15 protein-coding genes are annotated in these 18,403 nt (G+C 72.3%); 4 read left to right on the forward strand and 11 right to left on the reverse strand.

Translation table 11 applies throughout. The features are described from left to right. Window positions 1–78: 78 nt before the first annotated feature. A complete protein-coding gene (locus tag EV562_RS06565; RefSeq protein ID WP_166661620.1) occupies window positions 79–1,161 on the reverse strand; it encodes a hypothetical protein in 1,083 nt (360 codons plus the stop codon). Between the two features lie 215 nt (window positions 1,162–1,376). Beyond that, a complete protein-coding gene (gene pepN, locus EV562_RS06570) occupies window positions 1,377–3,959 on the reverse strand; it encodes an aminopeptidase N (RefSeq protein ID WP_166661621.1) in 2,583 nt (860 codons plus the stop codon). A 172-nt stretch (window positions 3,960–4,131) separates the two neighbouring features. Between pepN and EV562_RS06575 the strand changes: the two genes are divergently transcribed. Beyond that, window positions 4,132–4,770 (forward strand): DsbA family protein, encoded by a 639-nt coding sequence (locus EV562_RS06575; protein ID WP_133885702.1) that lies wholly within the window; start codon window positions 4,132–4,134, stop codon window positions 4,768–4,770. 58 nt (window positions 4,771–4,828) lie between these two features. Here the strand turns inward: EV562_RS06575 and EV562_RS06580 are convergent, their stop codons facing one another. From EV562_RS06580 to EV562_RS06615, 8 genes are all read right to left on the reverse strand, one after another. Then, the gene (locus EV562_RS06580) at window positions 4,829–5,050 is read right to left on the reverse strand and encodes a hypothetical protein (RefSeq protein ID WP_133885703.1); all 222 of its coding nucleotides are present in this window, start codon (window positions 5,048–5,050) and stop codon (window positions 4,829–4,831) included. Window positions 5,051–5,137: 87 nt separating this feature from the next. After that, window positions 5,138–6,031, reverse strand: a complete 894-nt coding sequence (locus EV562_RS06585; RefSeq protein WP_133885704.1) for a TauD/TfdA family dioxygenase — start codon at window positions 6,029–6,031, stop codon at window positions 5,138–5,140. Between the two features lie 13 nt (window positions 6,032–6,044). Next, a complete protein-coding gene (locus tag EV562_RS06590) occupies window positions 6,045–7,430 on the reverse strand; it encodes an LLM class flavin-dependent oxidoreductase (RefSeq protein ID WP_208298300.1) in 1,386 nt (461 codons plus the stop codon). Continuing rightward, window positions 7,430–8,161, reverse strand: coding sequence for an ABC transporter ATP-binding protein (locus tag EV562_RS06595; RefSeq protein ID WP_133885705.1), 732 nt, complete (start codon window positions 8,159–8,161; stop codon window positions 7,430–7,432). The genes EV562_RS06590 and EV562_RS06595 overlap by 1 nt, the downstream gene beginning before the upstream one ends. Continuing rightward, window positions 8,137–8,970, reverse strand: a complete 834-nt coding sequence (locus EV562_RS06600) for an ABC transporter permease (RefSeq protein WP_243859996.1) — start codon at window positions 8,968–8,970, stop codon at window positions 8,137–8,139. Before EV562_RS06600 ends, EV562_RS06595 begins: the two co-directional genes overlap by 25 nt. A 14-nt stretch (window positions 8,971–8,984) precedes the next feature. Continuing rightward, complete coding sequence (locus tag EV562_RS06605) at window positions 8,985–10,049, reverse strand: ABC transporter substrate-binding protein (RefSeq protein WP_133885707.1); 1,065 nt, start codon at window positions 10,047–10,049, stop codon at window positions 8,985–8,987. A 262-nt stretch (window positions 10,050–10,311) separates the two neighbouring features. Then, window positions 10,312–11,508, reverse strand: coding sequence for an ROK family protein (locus tag EV562_RS06610; protein ID WP_133885708.1), 1,197 nt, complete (start codon window positions 11,506–11,508; stop codon window positions 10,312–10,314). A 677-nt stretch (window positions 11,509–12,185) separates the two neighbouring features. Continuing rightward, entirely contained in the window at window positions 12,186–13,571 is a 1,386-nt protein-coding gene (locus tag EV562_RS06615; protein ID WP_133885709.1) for an amino acid permease, read from the reverse strand. Window positions 13,572–13,909: 338 nt separating this feature from the next. On the opposite strand from EV562_RS06615, the gene EV562_RS06620 reads away from it, so the two are divergent. Next, window positions 13,910–14,494 (forward strand): biotin transporter BioY, encoded by a 585-nt coding sequence (locus EV562_RS06620; RefSeq protein ID WP_133885710.1) that lies wholly within the window; start codon window positions 13,910–13,912, stop codon window positions 14,492–14,494. Window positions 14,495–14,589: 95 nt separating this feature from the next. Here the strand turns inward: EV562_RS06620 and EV562_RS06625 are convergent, their stop codons facing one another. Continuing rightward, the gene (locus tag EV562_RS06625) at window positions 14,590–16,038 is read right to left on the reverse strand and encodes an amino acid permease (RefSeq protein ID WP_133885711.1); all 1,449 of its coding nucleotides are present in this window, start codon (window positions 16,036–16,038) and stop codon (window positions 14,590–14,592) included. 205 nt (window positions 16,039–16,243) lie between these two features. Here EV562_RS06625 and EV562_RS06630 point away from each other — a divergent pair, with 205 nt between their 5' ends. Beyond that, a complete protein-coding gene (locus EV562_RS06630; RefSeq protein WP_133885712.1) occupies window positions 16,244–16,729 on the forward strand; it encodes a ribose-5-phosphate isomerase in 486 nt (161 codons plus the stop codon). An 843-nt stretch (window positions 16,730–17,572) separates the two neighbouring features. Further along, window positions 17,573–18,388 (forward strand): DNA-formamidopyrimidine glycosylase family protein, encoded by an 816-nt coding sequence (locus tag EV562_RS06635; RefSeq protein ID WP_133885713.1) that lies wholly within the window; start codon window positions 17,573–17,575, stop codon window positions 18,386–18,388. Window positions 18,389–18,403 lie beyond the last annotated feature (15 nt).

The raw sequence follows: 18,403 nt of genomic DNA on the forward strand, positions 1-18,403 counted from the left end.
CCACCCGGAAGGGCGGGCACCCGAACCGGCGTGCCCGCCCTCGCGTGCCGGGTCCCGGCACGGTCCTCCCCGTCGGTACTACCGGGGCAGTACCACGACGTACGCCGCGGGTTCCCGGTCGCCGGCGGCCATCAGCGCCGTCCGGACGATGACGGCCTGGTGCTCCGGGCAGTCGCGCAGCTTGCGCGGGGTGAGGTGCACGACCGTGATGCCGAGCCGTTCCAGGTGCTCGCGCTTGCGGGCGTGCTCCGCCCAGTCGGCGTCGTCCTCCTGCGTGCGGTGCGCCCGGGTGTCCAGCTCCAGGGCCACCGCCTGCTCGGGCCAGAAGGCGTCCACCCCGCCCAGGTGGGGGCCGCCCGGCAGCCGCAGGTCGACGTTCCAGACCGGCTCCGGCAGGGAGTGCTCGCGCACCATCCGGTACAGGCGCTGCTCGGCCAGTGCCCGCCCCTCGGCGACCAGCGAGTCCACGGCGTCCACCACGTGCGGGCGGCTGAGCAGCCGGGCCCGGTTCAGCTCCCGTACCACCGCGGCCGGCTCGCAGTGCCCGCCGCGCACCGCCTCCGTCAGCAGCCGGCGCACGGTCGCCGGATCGGTCAACTCCGCCACCGCGTCCGCCAGGGCCCGCGCCACCGGGGCCACCGGGACTCCGGTCAGCTCCACGGCGGTCGGCAGCGCGGCCGTGCGGACGATGCGCGCGCAGCCCGTCGTGCGCAGCCGGCGCAGCCGCGGCACCAGGACGTCGATGAGGTCCAGGGACGGCAGCGGGGGAGCGCCGGAGAAGCCGTGCAGCGTCAGCGCGGCCAGACCCGTGATCATCGCCTCCGCGTAGGCGGGCACGGGCGGGTGCCCCCCGCCCGGCTGGAGGGGCACCGAGACGCTCGCTCCCGGCCCCGCGCCGGACGCCGTGCCGCAGGCACGGTCCCGCGCCGCGTACAGCAGCACCGCGTGCAGGCGCTCCTCGCTGGTCGGCGGGCCCGGGTGCAGCAGGACGACGTTCGGCAGGAGCTGCTGCCAGGGCCCGCCGGGCCGGCACTGCTCGTTGGTCTCCGCGGCCGAGACGCCGTGCGCCCGGAGCTGGGCCGCCGTCATCAGCGGGCGCCGGCCCTCGGCCAGGTGGTGCAGCGGGCGGGGGCGGGGGGAGAGCGGGGTGTTGTGCGTCATGACCGGCAATTTCCCGTGCCGCGACCGCCTCTTAACCGCTGTTACACGTCCATCGCCGAACCGGGACAAGCCCGGACTAAAGGACGGGTGTTCGGATGCCGAAAACCCCTGGTCCGAAAGGGTCGGACCAGGGGTTACGGCCACAGTGCACGCATCGTGTAACGATGACTCAGCGCCCAATCATTGGCCAATGATCGGGGGTTCCGGGCAGCGGGCTAGCGGCCGGCCGCCGCGCCGTCGCACGCCTGGGCCCGCAGCGCCCGCGCCAGGTCGTCCCGCGCCTCCAGCACCAGCCGGCGCAGCGCCGGGGCCGCGTCCCGGTGCGCCGACAGCCACGCGTCGGTCGCGTCCAGCGTCTCCCGGGAGTCCCGCAGGGACGGGAACAGACCCCGGACCACGTCCATCCCGATCTGGATGGACCGCTCGGCCCACAGCCGCTCGATCGCCGCGAAGTACTTCTCGGTGTACGGCGCGAGCAGCTCCCGCTGCGAGGGCTGCGCGAAGCCCGCGATGGTCGCCTCCACCAGGGCGTTGGACAGCTTGTCCGACTCGACGACCTGCGCCCAGGCCTGCGCCTTGACCACGTCCGACGGCCGCGAGGCCAGGCAGCGCACCTGGTGCCGCTTGCCGGAGGCCGTGTCGTCGCGGACCAGTTCGGCCGCCAGGTCGCCCTCGTCGGCGGCACCGTGGGACGCGAGCGGCGCGAGGAACACCCAGCGCAGCTCCTGGTCCACGTCCAGCCCGTCGATCTTCTCGGTGCCCTCCAGCAGCCCCCTCAGCAGTGCCAGGTCCGCCTCCCCGGACGCCACCGACGCGAAGAACCGCGCCCACGCCAGCTGCTGCTCGCTGCCCGGCGCCGCGTCCCGCAGCTCGCGCAGCGCACCCTCGGCGAGCAGCCGGCCGCCCGTCTCCCGCCAGTCGGGGGCGGCGTAGTGCACCAGCGCCGAACCGGTCCAGGCGTGCAGCATCTGGAGCACGCCGATCTCCGACTCGCGCCCCGCGAACCGCAGCACCAGCTCCGCGAAGTCCCGCGCCGGCAGCAGCGCGTCCCGCGTCATGTTCCACAGCGCCGACCAGCACAGGGCACGGGCCAGCGGGTCGGTCAGCGCGCCCAGGTGCTCGCGCAGCGTGGCCAGCGAGGTGTCGTCGAAGCGCGTCTTGCAGTACGTGAGGTCGTCGTCGTTGACCAGGACCAGCTCCGGCGCCTCGGCGCCGGCCAGCTCCGCCACCACCGTGCGCGGCCCCTCGACGTCCACCTCGGCACGCGCGTACCGCTCCAGGGCGCCCTCGGCCGTACGCCGGTACAGGCCGACCGCGACCCGGTGCGGGCGCAGTTCGGGGTGCGACTCCGCGGCCTCCTGCACCACGGCCAGCTCGTCGACCGTGCCCGCCCCGTCCAGCAGCACCTGCGGGGTCAGCGCGTTGACACCGGCCGTCTGGAGCCAGGACCGGGACCAGGCCGCCATGTCGCGCCCGCTGGTCTCCTCCAGGACCGACAGCAGATCACCGAGCCGGGTGTTGCCGTACGCGTGCCGCTTGAAGTAGCGGCGGGCGCCCTCCAGGAACGCGTCCTGCCCGACGTACGCCACCAGCTGCTTCAGCGCCGAGGCGCCCTTGGCGTAGGTGATGCCGTCGAAGTTGAGCTTGGCGTCCTCCAGGTCGCGGATGTCGGCGGTGATCGGGTGCGTGGAGGGGAGCTGGTCGGCGCGGTAGGCCCACGCCTTGCGGCGGTTGGCGAAGGTGATCCAGGCATCCTTGAACCGGGTCGCGCCCACGTTGGCGAACGCACCCATGAAGTCGGCGAAGGACTCCTTCAGCCACAGGTCGTCCCACCACTCCATGGTGACCAGGTCGCCGAACCACATGTGGGCCATCTCGTGCAGGATCGTGTTGGCCCGGCCCTCGTACGACGCCCGCGTCACCTTCCCGCGGAAGATGTACTCCTCCCGGAAGGTCACCATCCCCGGGTTCTCCATCGCGCCGAGGTTGTACTCCGGCACGAACGCCTGGTCGTACTTCCCGAAGGGGTAGGGGAAGTCGAAGTGGTCGTGGAAGAAGTCCAGGCCCTGCTTGGTGATCAGGAAGACGTCGTCGGCGTCGAAGTGCGGGGCGAGACCCTTGCGGCACAGGGCACCGAGCGGGATCTCCAGCCGCGTACCGTCCTCGGACACGCGTTCGTAGGAGTCCGTGACGTAGTGGTAGGGCCCCGCGACCACGCACGTGATGTACGTCGAGATCGGCTTCGTCTCCGCGAACCGCCACACCCCGTCGACGCGTTCGCCCGCGCCGTTGGACCACACCGTCCACTCCTCGGGCGCGCGCACCTCGAAGCGGAAGGGCGCCTTGAGGTCGGGCTGCTCGAAGTTCGCGAACACCCGGCGCGAGTCGGCCGGCTCGTACTGGGTGTACAGGTACACCTCGCCGTCCTCGGGGTCGACGAAGCGGTGCATGCCCTCGCCGGTGCGGGAGTACGCGCACTGGGCGTCGACCACCAGCTCGTTGTCGGCGGCCAGGTCCTCCAGGGCGATCCGGGAGCCGTCGAAGACCTCGCTCGGGTCGAGGTCGCGCCCGTTCAGGGAGACGGCGGTGACGCTGGGCGCGATCAGGTCGGCGAAGCTGCTCGCGCCCGGCTCGTTGCAGCGGAAGCGGATCGTGGTCACGGACCGGAACGTGCGCGGGCCCTCACCCTGTGCGTCACCGGTGGCGGAGCGCACGTCGAGGGACACCTCGTACCCGTCGACGGACAGCAGAGCGGCCCGCTCCCGGGCCTCGTCGCGGGACAGATTCTCACCGGGCACGGGCGGCACTCCTCGGATGGTGTTCGATGGACGGCTGGTGTTCCGTGGTGTTCAGCATGCGGACAGCACCGATCCTGCCATGCGCCCCTGACGCGCGGCAGCCGGGAATGGACGGGCCCACCCGTCGGTTGGCCGGTAGGACGCCTGCCCGCGCCGCCTCACGAGGAGAGACATGTCGGAGAAGACGCCCGTCGACTTCTGGTTCGACCCGCTGTGCCCCTGGGCCTGGATGACCTCGCGCTGGGTCCTGGAGGTGGAGAAGGTCAGGGACATCGAGGTCCGCTGGCACGTGATGAGCCTCGCCGTCCTCAACGAGGACAAGCTCGACGAGCTGCCCGCCGAGTACCGGGAGATGCTCGAGGTCAAGGCGTGGGGCCCGGTGCGCGTCGTGATCGCCGCGCAGGAGGAGCACGGCGCCGACGTGCTCGGCGACCTCTACACGGCGCTCGGCACCCGCATCCACAACCAGGAGGAGGGCCCGGGCCGGGAGACGGTCGCCGCCGCCCTGAAGGACGCCGGCCTGCCCGAGTCCCTCATGGACCACTGGGACGGCACCCCCTACGAGCCCCAGCTGCGCGCCTCCCACAAGGAGGGCATCGACAAGGTCGGCCAGGAGGTCGGCACCCCGGTCATCGCCGTGCCCGGCGCCGACGGCGAGCAGCTCGCCTTCTTCGGCCCGGTCGTCACTCCCGCCCCCAAGGGCGAGGACGCCGCCAGGCTCTGGGACGGCACCCTCGCCGTGGCCTCCGTGCCGGGCTTCTACGAGATCAAGCGGACCCGCACCAAGGGCCCCGACTTCAGCAACCTCTGACCCGGCCGCCCGGCCGCCGGCGCCCCCTCTCCGGGACGCGGGCGGCCGGGACCGGCGGTCAGTCCTCCTCGGGCAGGGTCGCGCCGACCCACCACCGGTCCTTGCGCTGGATCCGGCGGCAGCCGTTGTACGTGCAGCGGTGGTAGGCCCGGGCGACGAAGACCTCCCCCGCCGGCAGCTCGCCGAGCGCCCGCCGCGCCGCCGCCTTCTCCGCGTCCCCCTCCAGCTCCCGGAACTCGTGCATCGTGTCTCCGCAGTTCGGACACCGTACGTACGCCATGAGCGCCTCCTCGGGTGAACGGGGGGTCATTTCCCCGTGAGGAGGCGCTCCACCCCTGCGCGCACAGGGGACGTGCCGGGTCCGCCGTTACGCGGCGACCGGGGTGTAGTGCGAGGCGTCCCCCTCGATCGACCAGCTCTCCTTGCCCTCGATGCCCACCGGCACGGGACCTGCCAGCGTCACCCGGTGCAGCCGGCGCGGCAGGTCGTCGTAGTTGTCGACGGCGTAGTGCTGGGTGATGCGGTTGTCGAACAGCACCAGCTGGTTCTCCGACCAGCGGTGGCGCAGCACGTTCTCCGGGCGGGTGACGTAGGACTGGAGCAGGTCGAGCAGCTTGCGCGACTCGCCCGCCGACAGGCCCACGATCCGCTGCGCGAACCCGCCGATGAACAGGCCCCGCTCGCCGGTCAGCGGGTGGACGCGCACCACGGGGTGCGCCGTGCGGTACGCGATCGAGGTGAACCGGGACCGGTGCGCGGCCTTCTCCGCGTCGATGTCCTCGTCGGCCACCGCGTAGTCGTAGTCGTTGGTGTGCTCAGCCCACAGGTTGTCGGCCAGCAGCCGCAGCGGCTGGGGCAGGTCGCGGTAGGCGCCCGCCGAGGACGCGATCAGGGTCTCGCCGCCGTACGGCGGGACCGTCAGGCTGCGCAGCGAGGTGGCCTGCGGCGGGTTGAGGACGAACGTGACGTCGGTGTGCCAGTGGTTGGCACGGCCCCGCTCGCTGTCCACCGGCAGCACGTTCGGGGCGCCGTCGACCGCGCCCACGGTGGGGTGGGCGGTGGTGAGTTCCCCGAAGCCGCGCACGAAGGCCTGCTGGCCCTCGTCGTCGAGGTCCACGTCGTCGAAGACCAGCGCCTTGTGCTCGGCCAGGGCGGCTCCCAGCGCGGTGACGGTCGCCTCGTCCAGGGGCCGGGAGATGTCGACACCGGACACCTTCGCACCGATACGGGAAGTGATCCTGGTGATCCGCAGATCGCTCATGCCGGTTCCTCTCTCAGATACGGGTGAGTGCGGCCGTCGCCCCGGCGGGGACCGGGACCGGGTCCGGTTCCGGGGCGTCGGTGACGTACTGGTTGCGGGGCCGGGGCAGGCCGTAGCGCTCGCGCAGGGTCTGCCGGGGCCCGTACGCGGTGCGCAGCAGACCGCGCTCGCGCAGGATCGGGACGACGTGGTCCACGAAGGTCTCCAGGCCCGAGGGCAGGACCGGCGGCATGATGTTGAAGCCGTCGGCCGCACCCCGCGTGAACCACGTCTCGATCTGGTCGGCCACCTGCTCCGGTGTCCCGGTGAAGGTCAGGTGGCCGCGTCCGCCGCCGAGCCGCCCGATCAGCTGCCGCACGGTCAGGCTCTCGCGCCGGGCCAGCTCCACGATCAGCGTGTAGCGGCTCTTGGCGCCCTCGATGGCGCTCTCGGGCGGCAGGTCGTCCGGCAGCGGCCCGTCCAGGTCCAGGGTGCCGGGCTCCAGCCGCAGCAGGTCCTCCAGGCGCCGCACGCCGTGCGTGTGCACGATGTGGTCCTCCAGGACCTGTTCCGCGGCGCGCGCCTCCGCCTCGGTGGACCCGATCACCGGGACGATGCCCGGCAGTACCTTGAGGTGCTCCGGATCCCGCCCCGCGAGCCGGGTGCGGCTCTTGATGTCGGCGTAGAAGGAGCGCGCGTCCTCGATGGTCTGCTGCGCGGTGAACACCGCCTCCGCGTACCGGGCAGCGAACACCTTGCCGTCCGTCGAGGACCCGGCCTGCACCAGCAGCGGGTAGCCCTGCGGAGTGCGGGGCACGTTGAGCGCGCCCTCGACGCTGAAGTACGTCCCCTTGTGCCGCGGCGGATGGATGCGGGCGTCGTCGCCCCACACGCCGGCCGCCTTGTCGGCGAGGATCGCGTCGTCCTCCCAGCTGTCCCACAGCTTCAGTGCCACGTCCACGAACTCGGCGGCGCGTGCGTAGCGTTCGGCGTGCGCGGGCTCGGCGTCGAGACCGAAGTTGCGGGCCGCCTCGGCCCCCGCCGTGGTGACGATGTTCCAGCCCGCCCGGCCGCCGCTGAGGATGTCCAGCGAGGCGAACTTGCGGGCCAGGTTGTAGGGCGAGTTGTAGGACGTGGACGCCGTCGCGATCAGGCCGATGTGCTCGGTCGCCGTGGCCAGCGCGGTGAGCAGGGTGAGCGGTTCCAGCGCGCCGGCCGGCCGCTGCGCCAGGTTGCTCCACAACTGCGGGCCGTCGGCCAGGAACAGCGAGTCGAACGTGCCCCGCTCGGCGGTCCGGGCCAGGTTCACGTAGTGCGCGAGACTCACGTGCGCGTACGGGTCGCTCTCCGGCAGCCGCCACGACGCCTCGTGGTGGCCGGTGTTCATCAAGAACGCGTTCAGGTGCAGCCGGCGGGTCATCAGTGGTCCTCCGTCACGCCGAGGGCGGCCAGCAGCCGCTCCCGGTACTCGCCCAGCAGCGGCTCCCGGTAGGAGCGCGGATGAGGTCGGTCGATGGTCAGGTCGAGGCCGATACGGCCGTTGTCCAGCACCAGCACCCGGTCGGCGAGCACGATCGCCTCGTCGACGTCGTGGGTGACCAGCAGCACCGTGGGGCGGTGGCGCTCCCACAGCTCCCGCAGCAGGTGGTGCATCCGGATCCGGGTCAGCGCGTCCAGCGCGCCGAACGGCTCGTCGGCGAGCAGCAGTTGCGGCTCCCGTACCAGGGCCCGGGCCAGCGCCGCCCGCTGCGCCTCACCGCCGGACAGCTCGCCGGGCCAGGCGCGTTCGCGGCCCGCGAGCCCCACCTCGGCCAGGGCGGCCCGGCCGCGCTCGGCGGCCTCCTTGCCCTCCGTGCCGAGCAGCACGTTGTCCAGCACCCGGGACCAGGGCAGCAGCCGGGAGTCCTGGAAGACCACCGACACCCGCTCGGGCGCGGACAGCCGTCCCTCGCCCTCGACACCGTGGTCGAGGCCGGCCACGGCCCGCAGCAGCGTGCTCTTGCCGGAGCCGCTGTGCCCGAGGAGCGCCGTGAACTGGCCCGCGGGCAGTTCCAGATCGATGCCGTCGAGCACCGTACGGCCCTTGAACGACCTGGTCAGTCCGTGCAGCCGGACGGCCGGACGGCTCAGTTGCTCAGTGTGCGTCGCCACGACAGCACCCTCCGCTCGATCAGACGGACCACGCTGTCGGAGACCAGACCGAAGACGCCGTAGATCAGCAGGCCGACGAGGATCACGTCCGTCTGGCCGTAGTTCTGGGCCTGGAACATCATGTAGCCGAGACCGCTGGTGGCGTTGATCTGCTCCAGCACCACCAGACCCAGCCAGGAGCCGGTCACGCTGAGCCGGAGTCCCACGAAGAAGCCGGGCAGCGAGCCGGGCACGACCACCCGGCGGATGAACCGCAGCCGGGACAGCCCCTGCACCTCGGCCAGTTCGACGTAGCGGCTGTCGATGCCGGACAGCGCGGCATGGGTGTTCAGGTACATCGGGATGTACACGACGATCGCGATGATGGCGATCTTGAAGGTCTCCCCGATGCCCAGCCACAGGATGAACAGCGGGATCAGACCCAGGGTCGGTATCGCCCGGTTGAGCTGCACCGTTCCGTCGATCAGCGCCTCGCCGACGCGGCTGAGGCCCGAGGCCAGCGCCAGCACCACCCCGGCGCCGAGCCCGATGGCGAACCCGATCGCCGCCCGGCGCAGCGAGGTGACGACGTCGGTGGCGAGCGTCCCGTCCGACCACAGCCGCCAGGCGGTCTCGGCCACCGTCCAGGGCGCCGGTATCGCGCCGGGATCCAGGGTGCCGGCGGCGGACGCGGTGGTCCACAGCACGACGACCAGCAGCGGCCCGGTGAGCCGGGCGGCCGGCCACCGCTTCCCCGGGGACAGCCGCCGGCGCCTGCGCACCTGGGGGCCGTCCTGCTCCACGGTGACCGCGCTCTGGGCGGCCGTCAGGGTCGTCACGGCGCTCACCTCCGGTACTCCGCCGTCACGGCGCGCGCCGCGATGGCCTCGAAGCGACGGTCGAAGAGCTGCTTCACGTCGAACTTCTTCACGAAGCCGCCCTCCGCCAGCAGGTCGGCCGTCTCCTGCTCCCACGCGATCGCCTCGTCCCAGCTCGGCGGGAACAGCGGTTTGTTGGCCAGCTCGGTGACGGCCTCGGCCTGCGCGAGGGTCAGGTTCTGCGTCTTGACGTAGAACTCCCGGTTCCATGCGTCCGGGTGCTCCCACGTCCACACCAGGCCCTTGGCCCACTGCGGGATGTAGGCGGCGACGGCGGCCGCCTTCGCGCGGTCGTTCAGGACGGACTGCGGCGCCCACAGCAGGCTGAGCAGGTCCACCACGTCGGTCGCGATGGTGCGCGCGCCCTTGGAGCCGTACTGCTTCAGATAGGCGGGCGCCTGGCTGTTGCCGAGCGGGGCGACGTCCACCTGGCCGGACTGGAGCGCGGTCAGGAACTGGTTGCTGGTCAGCGGCACCAGGTCCACGTCGTCGTAGGCGAGCCCCGCCTCCTTGAGCGCCCGCAGCAGCACCACGCCCTGCGCCTGGCCCTGCGAGAAGGCCAGCTTCTTGCCCTCGAAATCCTTGATGCCGCGGATGTCGCTGCCGGGTTTCGTCGCGAACAGGTAGTTGGGCCTGCGGGTGACGTTGATCGCGACGATCTTCGCGTCGAAACCCTGGTAGTACGCCTGGATCGGCGGAATACCCGCGTTGTTGGCGAGGTCCAGGGACTTCGCCCGGAACGCGTTGATGACATCGGGTCCCGCACCTATGTTCAGCCAGTCCGACACCGTGAAGGGAACCTTCAGCCGGGCCAGTTCGAACTGGAGCTGCTGGGTGTCCTGATAGGAGGCGATCTTCAGGCTGGTGCCCTCGGGCACCTTGGTGGCCAGCGGAGCGGTGGCGGCCCCCTTCGTCTCGGCGGCTGCACTGCCGTTCGCGCAGCCGCTGAGCCCGGCGACGGCGGCCGAGGCGCCGACGACCGAGGTGAGGAACAAGCGGCGGTCAATGCCTGTGACAGGCGGTGCGGACATGGGAGAACTCCCTGAATTCATACGGGCGGCACGCGCCGGAACACGGCGCGAGGGCAGCCGGGAAGGCATCACGGGGTGGAACGGGCGAAGTGGAGTGGGGCATGCGGAATTCCGGCCCGGGGAAGTGCGGGAGAAAGGGGAATTCACGCAGCGGGATACGCGCTCCGGGCGCGCCGGGGCGTCAGCAACAGAAGGTGCGACAGCTCATGAGGTGAATGCTTCCGGTCGACGGTGATCCGTGTCAACATTCCGAGGCGCTGAATTAATTAGCCTCAGGTGAAGCGCCCAACGGGTCCCGGTACAGCACGTCCAGGACGACCGAGCCACCGGCGACGGCCAGCACGGAATCGGGGAAACTCGTCGGGAAGACGTGCGCCGCGCGTTCCGTGCCGACCGCCTCCCGCAGCGCGGCCAGGCAGTCCGTACGGTGCATGGCGCCGATCTCGGTGACCACCACCGTCTCCGGGTTGAGCACGTCCGCCAGCAGCCCCGCCGCCCGCCCGGTCGCCCGGGACCGCTCCAGCAGCAGCGCGGCGGCCACCGGGTCACCGGCGTCCGCGGCGGCGAGCACGTGCCGTGGATTGTGCCCGTCCGTGACCCCGGCCGCGCGGGCCCGGCGGCACAGGGTCCGCTCGCTCAACTCCGCCTGGAGGCAGCCGGTCCGCCCGCAGGCGCACGGCTCGCTGCCGCCCGGCACCGGCAGGTGGGCGATCGCGCCCGCCTGCGAACGCGGCCCGTGGTGCACCTCGTCGTGCGTGGCGAAGGCCGCGTCGACCACGTTGCCGGCGAACAGGTGCAGCACGCTCCCGCTGCCCCGCGCCCGCCCGAACAGCCGCTCCCCGTTGACCAGCGCCCGTGCGTGACCGTCGACGTGAACGGGCAGCCCGGTGTGCGCCTCGAGCACCTCCCGCACCGGCACGTCCCGCCAGTCCAGCAGTCCGTGCTCGACGACCACGCCGGAGTCCCGGTCGACCCAGCCGCCGGCCGCGACGCCCACCCCGAGCGGCCGGGCGTCGCGCCGCTCGGCGAGCATCCCGGCCAGCGCCTTCGCCGCGCGGGGCAGCACCCACCGGGGATCGGTGTGCTCGTGCCGCAACTCCCGCTGCCGCACCACCCGGCCGCGCAGATCGAGCAGCGCCACGGTGGTGTAGGGGACGGCCACGTGCAGCCCGCCGACCACGAACCGCGAGTCGTCGAGGTCCAGGGGCACGTGCGGGCGGCCCACCCCCTTCGGCCGGGGCGGCTCGGCCTCGCGCACCAGCCCGAGCCGGGTGAAGCGGGCGCAGTAGTCCGTCACCGACGCCGGGGACAGCCCGGTCAGCCGGGCGATGGTGCTGCGCGCCACGGGCCCGTGCTCCAGCACGGAGCGCAGGACGACGCCGGCGGTGGCCCGCCGCCGGTCGCGGTCGGCGCCGCGTGGAACGGGGGAAGGGGTCAGGGTTGCCGTGGTACGGGGCATGGGGATGGGTCTCCTCCGGAACGGGTCCGACACTGCGCCGTCTGAACGGGTCGAGGCGCGCGGGGCCCACCCCGCCTGCCTCACGGTTCTGTTGACTCGTGGGCCGGGGGCATCCGGTGTCGTGGTGCCCCGTCAGCTCACGCGAGGACGGCGACAGGTGGCAGTGCCCTGGCGTCGCAGGTCGACATAGCGACGCGACGTGAAGTTCCGGGCCTGGGCAACCATGTGTTCGAAGCTAGCGCAACGGCCCCGCCCTGCCCAGGAGGCGACCGACGGGCGAGACGGAGGGCGCCGACGGATGAGACGGAAGAGCCCCCGCGAGTCACGTCCTCGCGGGGGCCTTCCTCATTCCGCCCGCCTGGTGAAGGGTGAGAAGACGATCACGAGGCGGGGCGACCGGGGGCCGCTGCGCACGGCGCGGGCAACGGATCGCCGGCACGAACCGGGATCCCGTCCGCCTTATTGCACAGCACTTGCAAGTGCACGTTATCAGCAATAGGTCCGGAAGGGTGGACGGGCGTGCCGACGGACGGCGAAGGGCCCCCGCACGGGACTCGTGCGGGGGCCCTCCGGAGAGAACCGGCGGCGCCGGGCTAGGGGGTCGTTTGGATCTTGCCGCGGTCGCCTGGTCTGGCGGGGACCGCCGGCCGGAGCCGGCCTGATCCAAACGGCACCCCCTAGCCGCGGGCCGCGGTCCGCCGCTGGCGGGCGTAGCCGACGGCGGCCAGGAACAGCGTCATCCCGCCCGTCGAGTACAGCTGCACCCGCGTGTCCGGCTCGCGGGCCATCAGCACGAACACCGCGGCCATGCCCGCCAGCGCCACCCAGGTCAGCCACGGGAAGCCCCACATGCGCACGACCAGCTTCTCGGGCGCCTCCCGCTCCAGACGGCGCCGCAGCCGCAGCTGCGAGGCGGCGATGAAGATCCAGACGACCAGGATGACCGCGCCGATCATGTTCAGCAGCCAGGAGAAGACGTCGTCCGGCCGCCAGTAGCTGAGCAGCACGCAGCCGAAGCCGAAGAGGGACGAGACCAGCACCGCGATCCGCGGCACCCCGCCCGAGACCCGGCCCAGTGCCTTCGGGCCCTGCCCGCGCTCCACCAGCGAGTAGCCGATGCGGGAGGCGCCGTAGATGTTGGCGTTCATCGCGCTCAGCAGCGCGACCAGGACCACGACGTTCATGAGCTGGCCCGCGCCGGGGATGCCCAGCTCGTCGAGGGCGGCCACGTACGGGCCCTTCTCGACGACCTCGGGGGAGTCCCACGGGACCAGGGTCACGATGACCGCCATCGAGCCGATGTAGAACAGCGCGATGCGCCACATCGCCGTCCGGACGGCGCTCGCCACGCCCTGGACCGGGTTCTCCGACTCGGCCGCCGCGATGGTCACCGTCTCCAGGCCGCCGTAGGCGAACACCGAGGCGAGCAGGCCGATGATCAGGCCGTTGCCGCCGTGGGGCAGGAAGTCGCCCAGATGGGAGGTGCCGGGGGAGTCGGTGCCCGGGAGGACGCCGCAGATCGCCAGCACGCCCAGCACCAGGAACAGCGAGATCGCGCCGACCTTGAGGGTGGCGAACCAGAACTCGAACTCGCCGAAGTTCTTCACGGCGGCCAGGTTCGTGCCGCAGAACACCACCATGAACAGCGCCACCCACGCCCACTCGGGCGTGCCCGGCAGCCATCCGTGCACGATCTGCGCGGCGCCGATGCCCTCCAGGCCGACGGCCGTGCACAGCAGCACCCAGAACGCCCAGCCGGCGGTGAAACCGGCCCACGGCCCGATCGCCCGCTCGGCGTGCGAGGAGAAGGAGCCGGACGACGGATACGCGGCGGACATCTCGCCCAGCATCCGCATCACCAGCATCACGAGGAGACCGGAGAGGGTGTAGGCGACGACGATCGAGGGCCCGGCGGCGGCGATGCCGGCCCCGGAGCCGACGAACAGGCCCGCGCCGATCACGCCGCCGAGGGCGATCATCGACAGGTGGCGCTGCTTGAGGCCGTGGGAGAGGGAGGCGTCCACCGGCTGCGGGGGCGCCTCGGTGGGGGTGCTGTTGGACATGGAGCGGCTCGTCCGATGCGTGGGGGGCGGGTGGGGACTCGGGCAGGGCAAAAGCGCCCACAGTCTCCGGGCTCACGCTCTCACGCGACACCGGCTGCCCACGATGCGGACGGACCGCATACGGAAGGTGATCATCCGTATACGCCCTCCGGGTGCCGTGACGTCCGCCTCGCCCCCCGGGTGACGGGTGTCACCCGGGGCCACGTGTATCCCGCGTCCTTTGTCGGGAGCCCACCAAGCCGACGCGCGGGCCTTTGTCGAGCACTGCTGGTGATCGGCCCCTGCCGCTGGGATAGCGTCGCGGTGTCCCGACATGTCCACACCACCGCGGAGTCCCCATGAGCACCGCCGCCGTTTCCGCCCGCCGTTCCGGGCAGGTCCTCGCCGACCTCATCCCCTCCTCCCGAGTCCGGGACGTCGCGCTCGTGGCGGGCGGCGCCGTGCTCACCGGCATCGCGGCCCAGATCGCGGTGCCCGTGCCCGGCTCCCCCGTGCCGGTGACCGGCCAGACCTTCGCCGCGCTCCTCGTGGGCACCTCGCTCGGCGCCCGTCGCGGTCTGCTCTCGCTCGCGCTGTACGCCGTGGTCGGCATGGCGGGCGTGCCGTGGTTCGCGGAGGGCGGCTCCGGCACCGCCGCCCCGTCCCTCGGCTACGTCTTCGGCATGCTGCTCGCCGCCACGGCCGTCGGCGCCCTGGCCCGCCGCGGCGCCGACCGCTCGGTGCTGCGCATGGCCGGCACGATGCTGCTCGGCGAGGCGATCATCTACGCCGTCGGCGTGCCGTACCTGGCCCTCGCCGCCGACATGTCCCTCACCGCCGCGATCGCGGCCGGCCTCACCCCGTTCCTGATCGGCGACGCGCTGAAGGCCGCGCTGGCGATGGGCGTCCTGCCCACCGCGTGGAAGCTGGCCGACAGGCGGTAACGCGGGGCCCGAGACCACCGAAGAGGCCCGCCGGGGCGCATCGAGCGTCCCGGCGGGCCTCTTCCGTCTTCTGCGTCGTCCCGGCGACGGCCGGGTCAGCCCTTCTCGCCGACCGCCACGGCCTTCCGCGCGGTGACCCGCTGCTTGACGAAGGCGACGGCGAGGACGATCGCGGCGACGAGCAGCGACAGCAGGACGGTGCTGCGCCCGTCGTGTTCGGTGTCGGTCAGCATGTAGCCGAGCACGAAGACGATGACCGCGGCGGCCGCCCAGGTCAGGTACGGGTACAGCCACATCCGCACCACGAGCTTCTCCGGCGCCTCGGCCTGGATGATCTTCCGCAGGCGCAGCTGCGAGAAGCAGATGGCCAGCCAGACGAAGAGGGCCACGGCACCCGAGGAGTTGAGCAGGAAGAGGAAGACCGTGTCGGGGAACTTGTAGTTGAAGAACACCGCGACGAAGCCGAAGACGACGGACGACAGGATCGCCGTCCGCGGCACCCCGCGCCGGGTGGTGCGGGCGAAGGCCTTCGGCGCGTCGCCGCGCTCACCGAGCGAGAACGCCATGCGGGAGGCCGTGTAGAGCCCGGAGTTCAGGCAGGACAGCACGGACGTCAGCACGATGAAGTTCATGATCTCGCCGGCGTTCGGGATCCCGAGGGAGTCAAGCGCGGCGACGTACGAACCCTGGTCGACGATCGACTGCGCGTCCCAGGGCAGCAGCGTGACCACGACGAAGATGGACCCGAGGTAGAAGACGGCGATGCGCCAGATGATGCTGTTGGTCGCCTTGGTCACGGCCCGCTGCGGGTCCTCGGACTCGCCGGCGGCCAGTGTGGGGATCTCGCTGCCCATGAACGAGAACACGACGAGCAGCACACCGGTGAGGATGGCCCCGGCCCCGTGCGGCAGGAACCCGCCGTGTTCGGTCAGGTTCCCGAGCCCCGCCTGGTCGCTGTCCACGCCGGGCAGCACGCCGAATACGGCCAGCCCGCCGACGACGATGAAGGCGGCGATGGCGACGACCTTGATCCCGGCGAACCAGAACTCGAACTCGCCGTAGGAGCCGACGGAGACGAGGTTGGTGGCGGTCAGCACGAACATCACGATCAGGGCCCAGCCCCACTGGGGCACGGCCGGTATCCAGCCCTCCAGGATCTTGGCCCCGGCCGTGGCCTCCACGGCCAGCACCACGACCCAGAAGAACCAGTACAGCCAGCCGATGGAGAACCCGGCCCAGGGGCCGAGCGCCCGGTCGGCGTGGGCGGAGAAGGATCCGGAGGTCGGGTTGGCGGCCGACATCTCCCCGAGCATCCGCATCACCAGCACCACGAGCGTGCCGACGAGGGCGTACGAGAGAAGGATGCCGGGACCCGCCGTGGCGATCCCGGAACTGGAGCCAACGAACAGCCCGGCCCCGATGACGCCGCCGATGGCGATCATCGAGAGGTGGCGGTTCTTGAGCCCGGCCTGGAGCCCGGACCCGGGTTCTCCGGGCCCGGCGGGCCCGTCCTCGGGCTTGGTCAAGGTCGGCTGCGAAGTCATGGGGAGGTTTCCTTTGCGCCGGTCGAGCACTGTCCCGTACGAGCGGTGTACGAGCCGGACCAGTGAAACGGAGGTGAACAGATCTGGGAACCTTTGAATCCGGATCGTTACTTGAGCTTTCCCTGAGGTTTCAAAGTTTCACGTTGCGTATTCCCCGTCGGCACCCGAAGAGTCCGCCTCCCGGCCCGCGTGTCACACTCGACGCATGCGCGTGTATCTCGGCTCGGACCATGCGGGCTTCGAACTCAAGAACCACCTCGTCGAGTGGCTCAAGGACGCGGGCCACGAGCCCGTCGACTGCGGCCCGCACATCTACGACGCCCAGGACGACTACCCGCCCTTCTGCCTGCGCGCCGCCGAGCGCACGGCCGCGGACCCCGACGCCCTCGGCATCGTGATCGGCGGCTCCGGCAACGGCGAGCAGATCGCGGCGAACAAGGTGAAGGGCGTGCGCGCGGCGCTGGCCTGGAGCGAGGAGACGGCGTCGCTGGGCCGCCAGCACAACAACGCCAACGTCGTCGCGGTCGGCGCCCGCATGCACACGCAGGACGAGGCGACGAAGTTCGTCGAGACCTTCCTCGCCACCCCGTTCTCCGGCGACGAACGCCACATCCGCCGCATCGACATGCTCACCTCCTACGAGACTACGGGCGACCTCCCCCCGGTCCCGCCCCACCACCCCCAGCAGTAGCCCCCCCGACGGGGCCCCGCCGCACCGCGCGCGAGGCCCCCGTAGGACACCGAGGGCGTCACACCCCCTGCGGGACCGACGCCGCGGACTCGCTCTCTCCTCCGGGGACGAACCGGGGCAGCCCCGCACGGAACGACACCCCCCGCCTCCTCCGAAGGCGCCGCAAGCCGGCCACCGGGCCACGCGGTCCACGGCCTCGGCACAGCCCGCAGGCCGCCCGCATGCCCGACACGGCGGAACCACGGCCCCGCCACCGGCCCCAGGCCCACGGTCCGGGCAAGCGGGCCCACGGGTCGGGCGCAGGTCTGCGGGTTGGTGTGTGAGTCCGTTGGTCGGGAACGCGGGCCCACGGGTCGGTCCAGTCCTGCGGGTCGCAACGTGGGCCCGCTGGCGGGAACGCGAACCTGCCGGTCGGGCACAGGCGTGCAGGTGGGAACGTGAGTCCGCAGGCCGGGCAGCGGGCCTGCCCGTCGGGCCGGGCGTACGGGTCGGAACGTGGGCCCGCGGGTCCGGAACGCGCGCCTGCCGGTCGGGCCACCCCCGCGAGGCGGAAACGCGTACCCGTCGCCGGGACCGGCACTGCCGACCGGGATCGGCGCTGCCGACCGGGGCCGATCCGCCGACCGGGACCGGTCCCGCCGGCGGGCACGGGGCGACCCGCGGGCCGGGAACGCGAGCCGGCCGGGCGGAGGAGGGGCCTTCGCCGGGCAGGACGATGGGCCCGCAGGGACGCAGGGGACGGAGTCCCCGCCGGGGTCCGGGGCGGAGCCCCGGGACGAGTCGAGCCTCTCGACCCACCGAGACGGGCGGGCGGGTGGGCAAAGGAAACGAAAGGACACCCCCGTGCCAGAGGGGCACACGATCCACCGGCTGGCCCAGGACTACACCGCCGCCTTCGCCCGGACGGCCGTCCACGTCACCAGCCCCCAGGGCAAGTTCACCGACTCCGCCGCCCTCCTCGACGGCACCGTCCTGACCACCGCCGACGCCCACGGCAAACACCTCTTCCTCGGCTTCGGCGCAGCCGGTCCCGCCTGGGTTCACATCCACCTCGGCCTCTTCGGCAAGGTCACCTTCGGCCCGGCCCCCGCGCCCCCGCCCACGGACACCGTCCGCCTCCGCCTCGCCAACGACACCGCGTACGTCGACCTCCGCGGCCCCACCACCTGCGCCCTGATCACGGACCCGGAGAAGCAGGCGATACACGACCGCCTCGGCCCGGACCCGCTGCGCCCGGACGCCGACCCCGACGCGGCCTACCGCCGGATCTCCCGCAGCCGCACCACCGTCGCCGCCCTGCTCATGGACCAGAAGGTCGTCGCCGGCGTCGGCAACGTCTACCGCGCCGAGGTCCTCTTCCGCCACGGCATCGACCCGTACCGCACGGGCAGGGACCTCACCCGCGCCGAGTGGGACGCGATCTGGCACGACCTGACCGGGCTCATGCGCGAGGGCGTGCGGAACAACCGCATCGACACCGTCCGCCCCGAGCACACCCCGGAGGCCATGGGCCGCCCGCCCCGCGTCGACGACCACGGCGGCGAGGTCTACGTCTACCGCCGGACCGGCCAGCCCTGCCACCTCTGCGGCAGCCCGGTCCGCACCGCCGACCTCGCCGCCCGCAACCTCTTCTGGTGCCCCGCCTGCCAGCAGCGGTAGGGCCCCGTGCCCCGA

Source organism: Streptomyces sp. BK208 (genome assembly GCF_004364245.1).
GTDB lineage: Bacteria > Actinomycetota > Actinomycetes > Streptomycetales > Streptomycetaceae > Streptomyces.

What these genes read in the sequence shown, in the direction of transcription:
- EV562_RS06580 (WP_133885703.1), bottom strand. Translation starts at nt 5,050, where the DNA reads ATGGCGTACGTACGGTGTCCGAACTGCGGAGACACGATGCACGAGTTC.
- EV562_RS06605 (WP_133885707.1), bottom strand. Translation starts at nt 10,049, where the DNA reads ATGTCCGCACCGCCTGTCACAGGCATTGACCGCCGCTTGTTCCTCACC.
- EV562_RS06565 (WP_166661620.1), bottom strand. Translation starts at nt 1,161, where the DNA reads ATGACGCACAACACCCCGCTCTCCCCCCGCCCCCGCCCGCTGCACCAC.
- EV562_RS06590 (WP_208298300.1), bottom strand. Translation starts at nt 7,430, where the DNA reads ATGACCCGCCGGCTGCACCTGAACGCGTTCTTGATGAACACCGGCCAC.
- EV562_RS06625 (WP_133885711.1), bottom strand. Translation starts at nt 16,038, where the DNA reads ATGACTTCGCAGCCGACCTTGACCAAGCCCGAGGACGGGCCCGCCGGG.
- EV562_RS06610 (WP_133885708.1), bottom strand. Translation starts at nt 11,508, where the DNA reads ATGCCCCGTACCACGGCAACCCTGACCCCTTCCCCCGTTCCACGCGGC.
- EV562_RS06630 (WP_133885712.1), top strand. Translation starts at nt 16,244, where the DNA reads ATGCGCGTGTATCTCGGCTCGGACCATGCGGGCTTCGAACTCAAGAAC.
- EV562_RS06585 (WP_133885704.1), bottom strand. Translation starts at nt 6,031, where the DNA reads ATGAGCGATCTGCGGATCACCAGGATCACTTCCCGTATCGGTGCGAAG.
- EV562_RS06620 (WP_133885710.1), top strand. Translation starts at nt 13,910, where the DNA reads ATGAGCACCGCCGCCGTTTCCGCCCGCCGTTCCGGGCAGGTCCTCGCC.
- EV562_RS06615 (WP_133885709.1), bottom strand. Translation starts at nt 13,571, where the DNA reads ATGTCCAACAGCACCCCCACCGAGGCGCCCCCGCAGCCGGTGGACGCC.
- EV562_RS06575 (WP_133885702.1), top strand. Translation starts at nt 4,132, where the DNA reads ATGTCGGAGAAGACGCCCGTCGACTTCTGGTTCGACCCGCTGTGCCCC.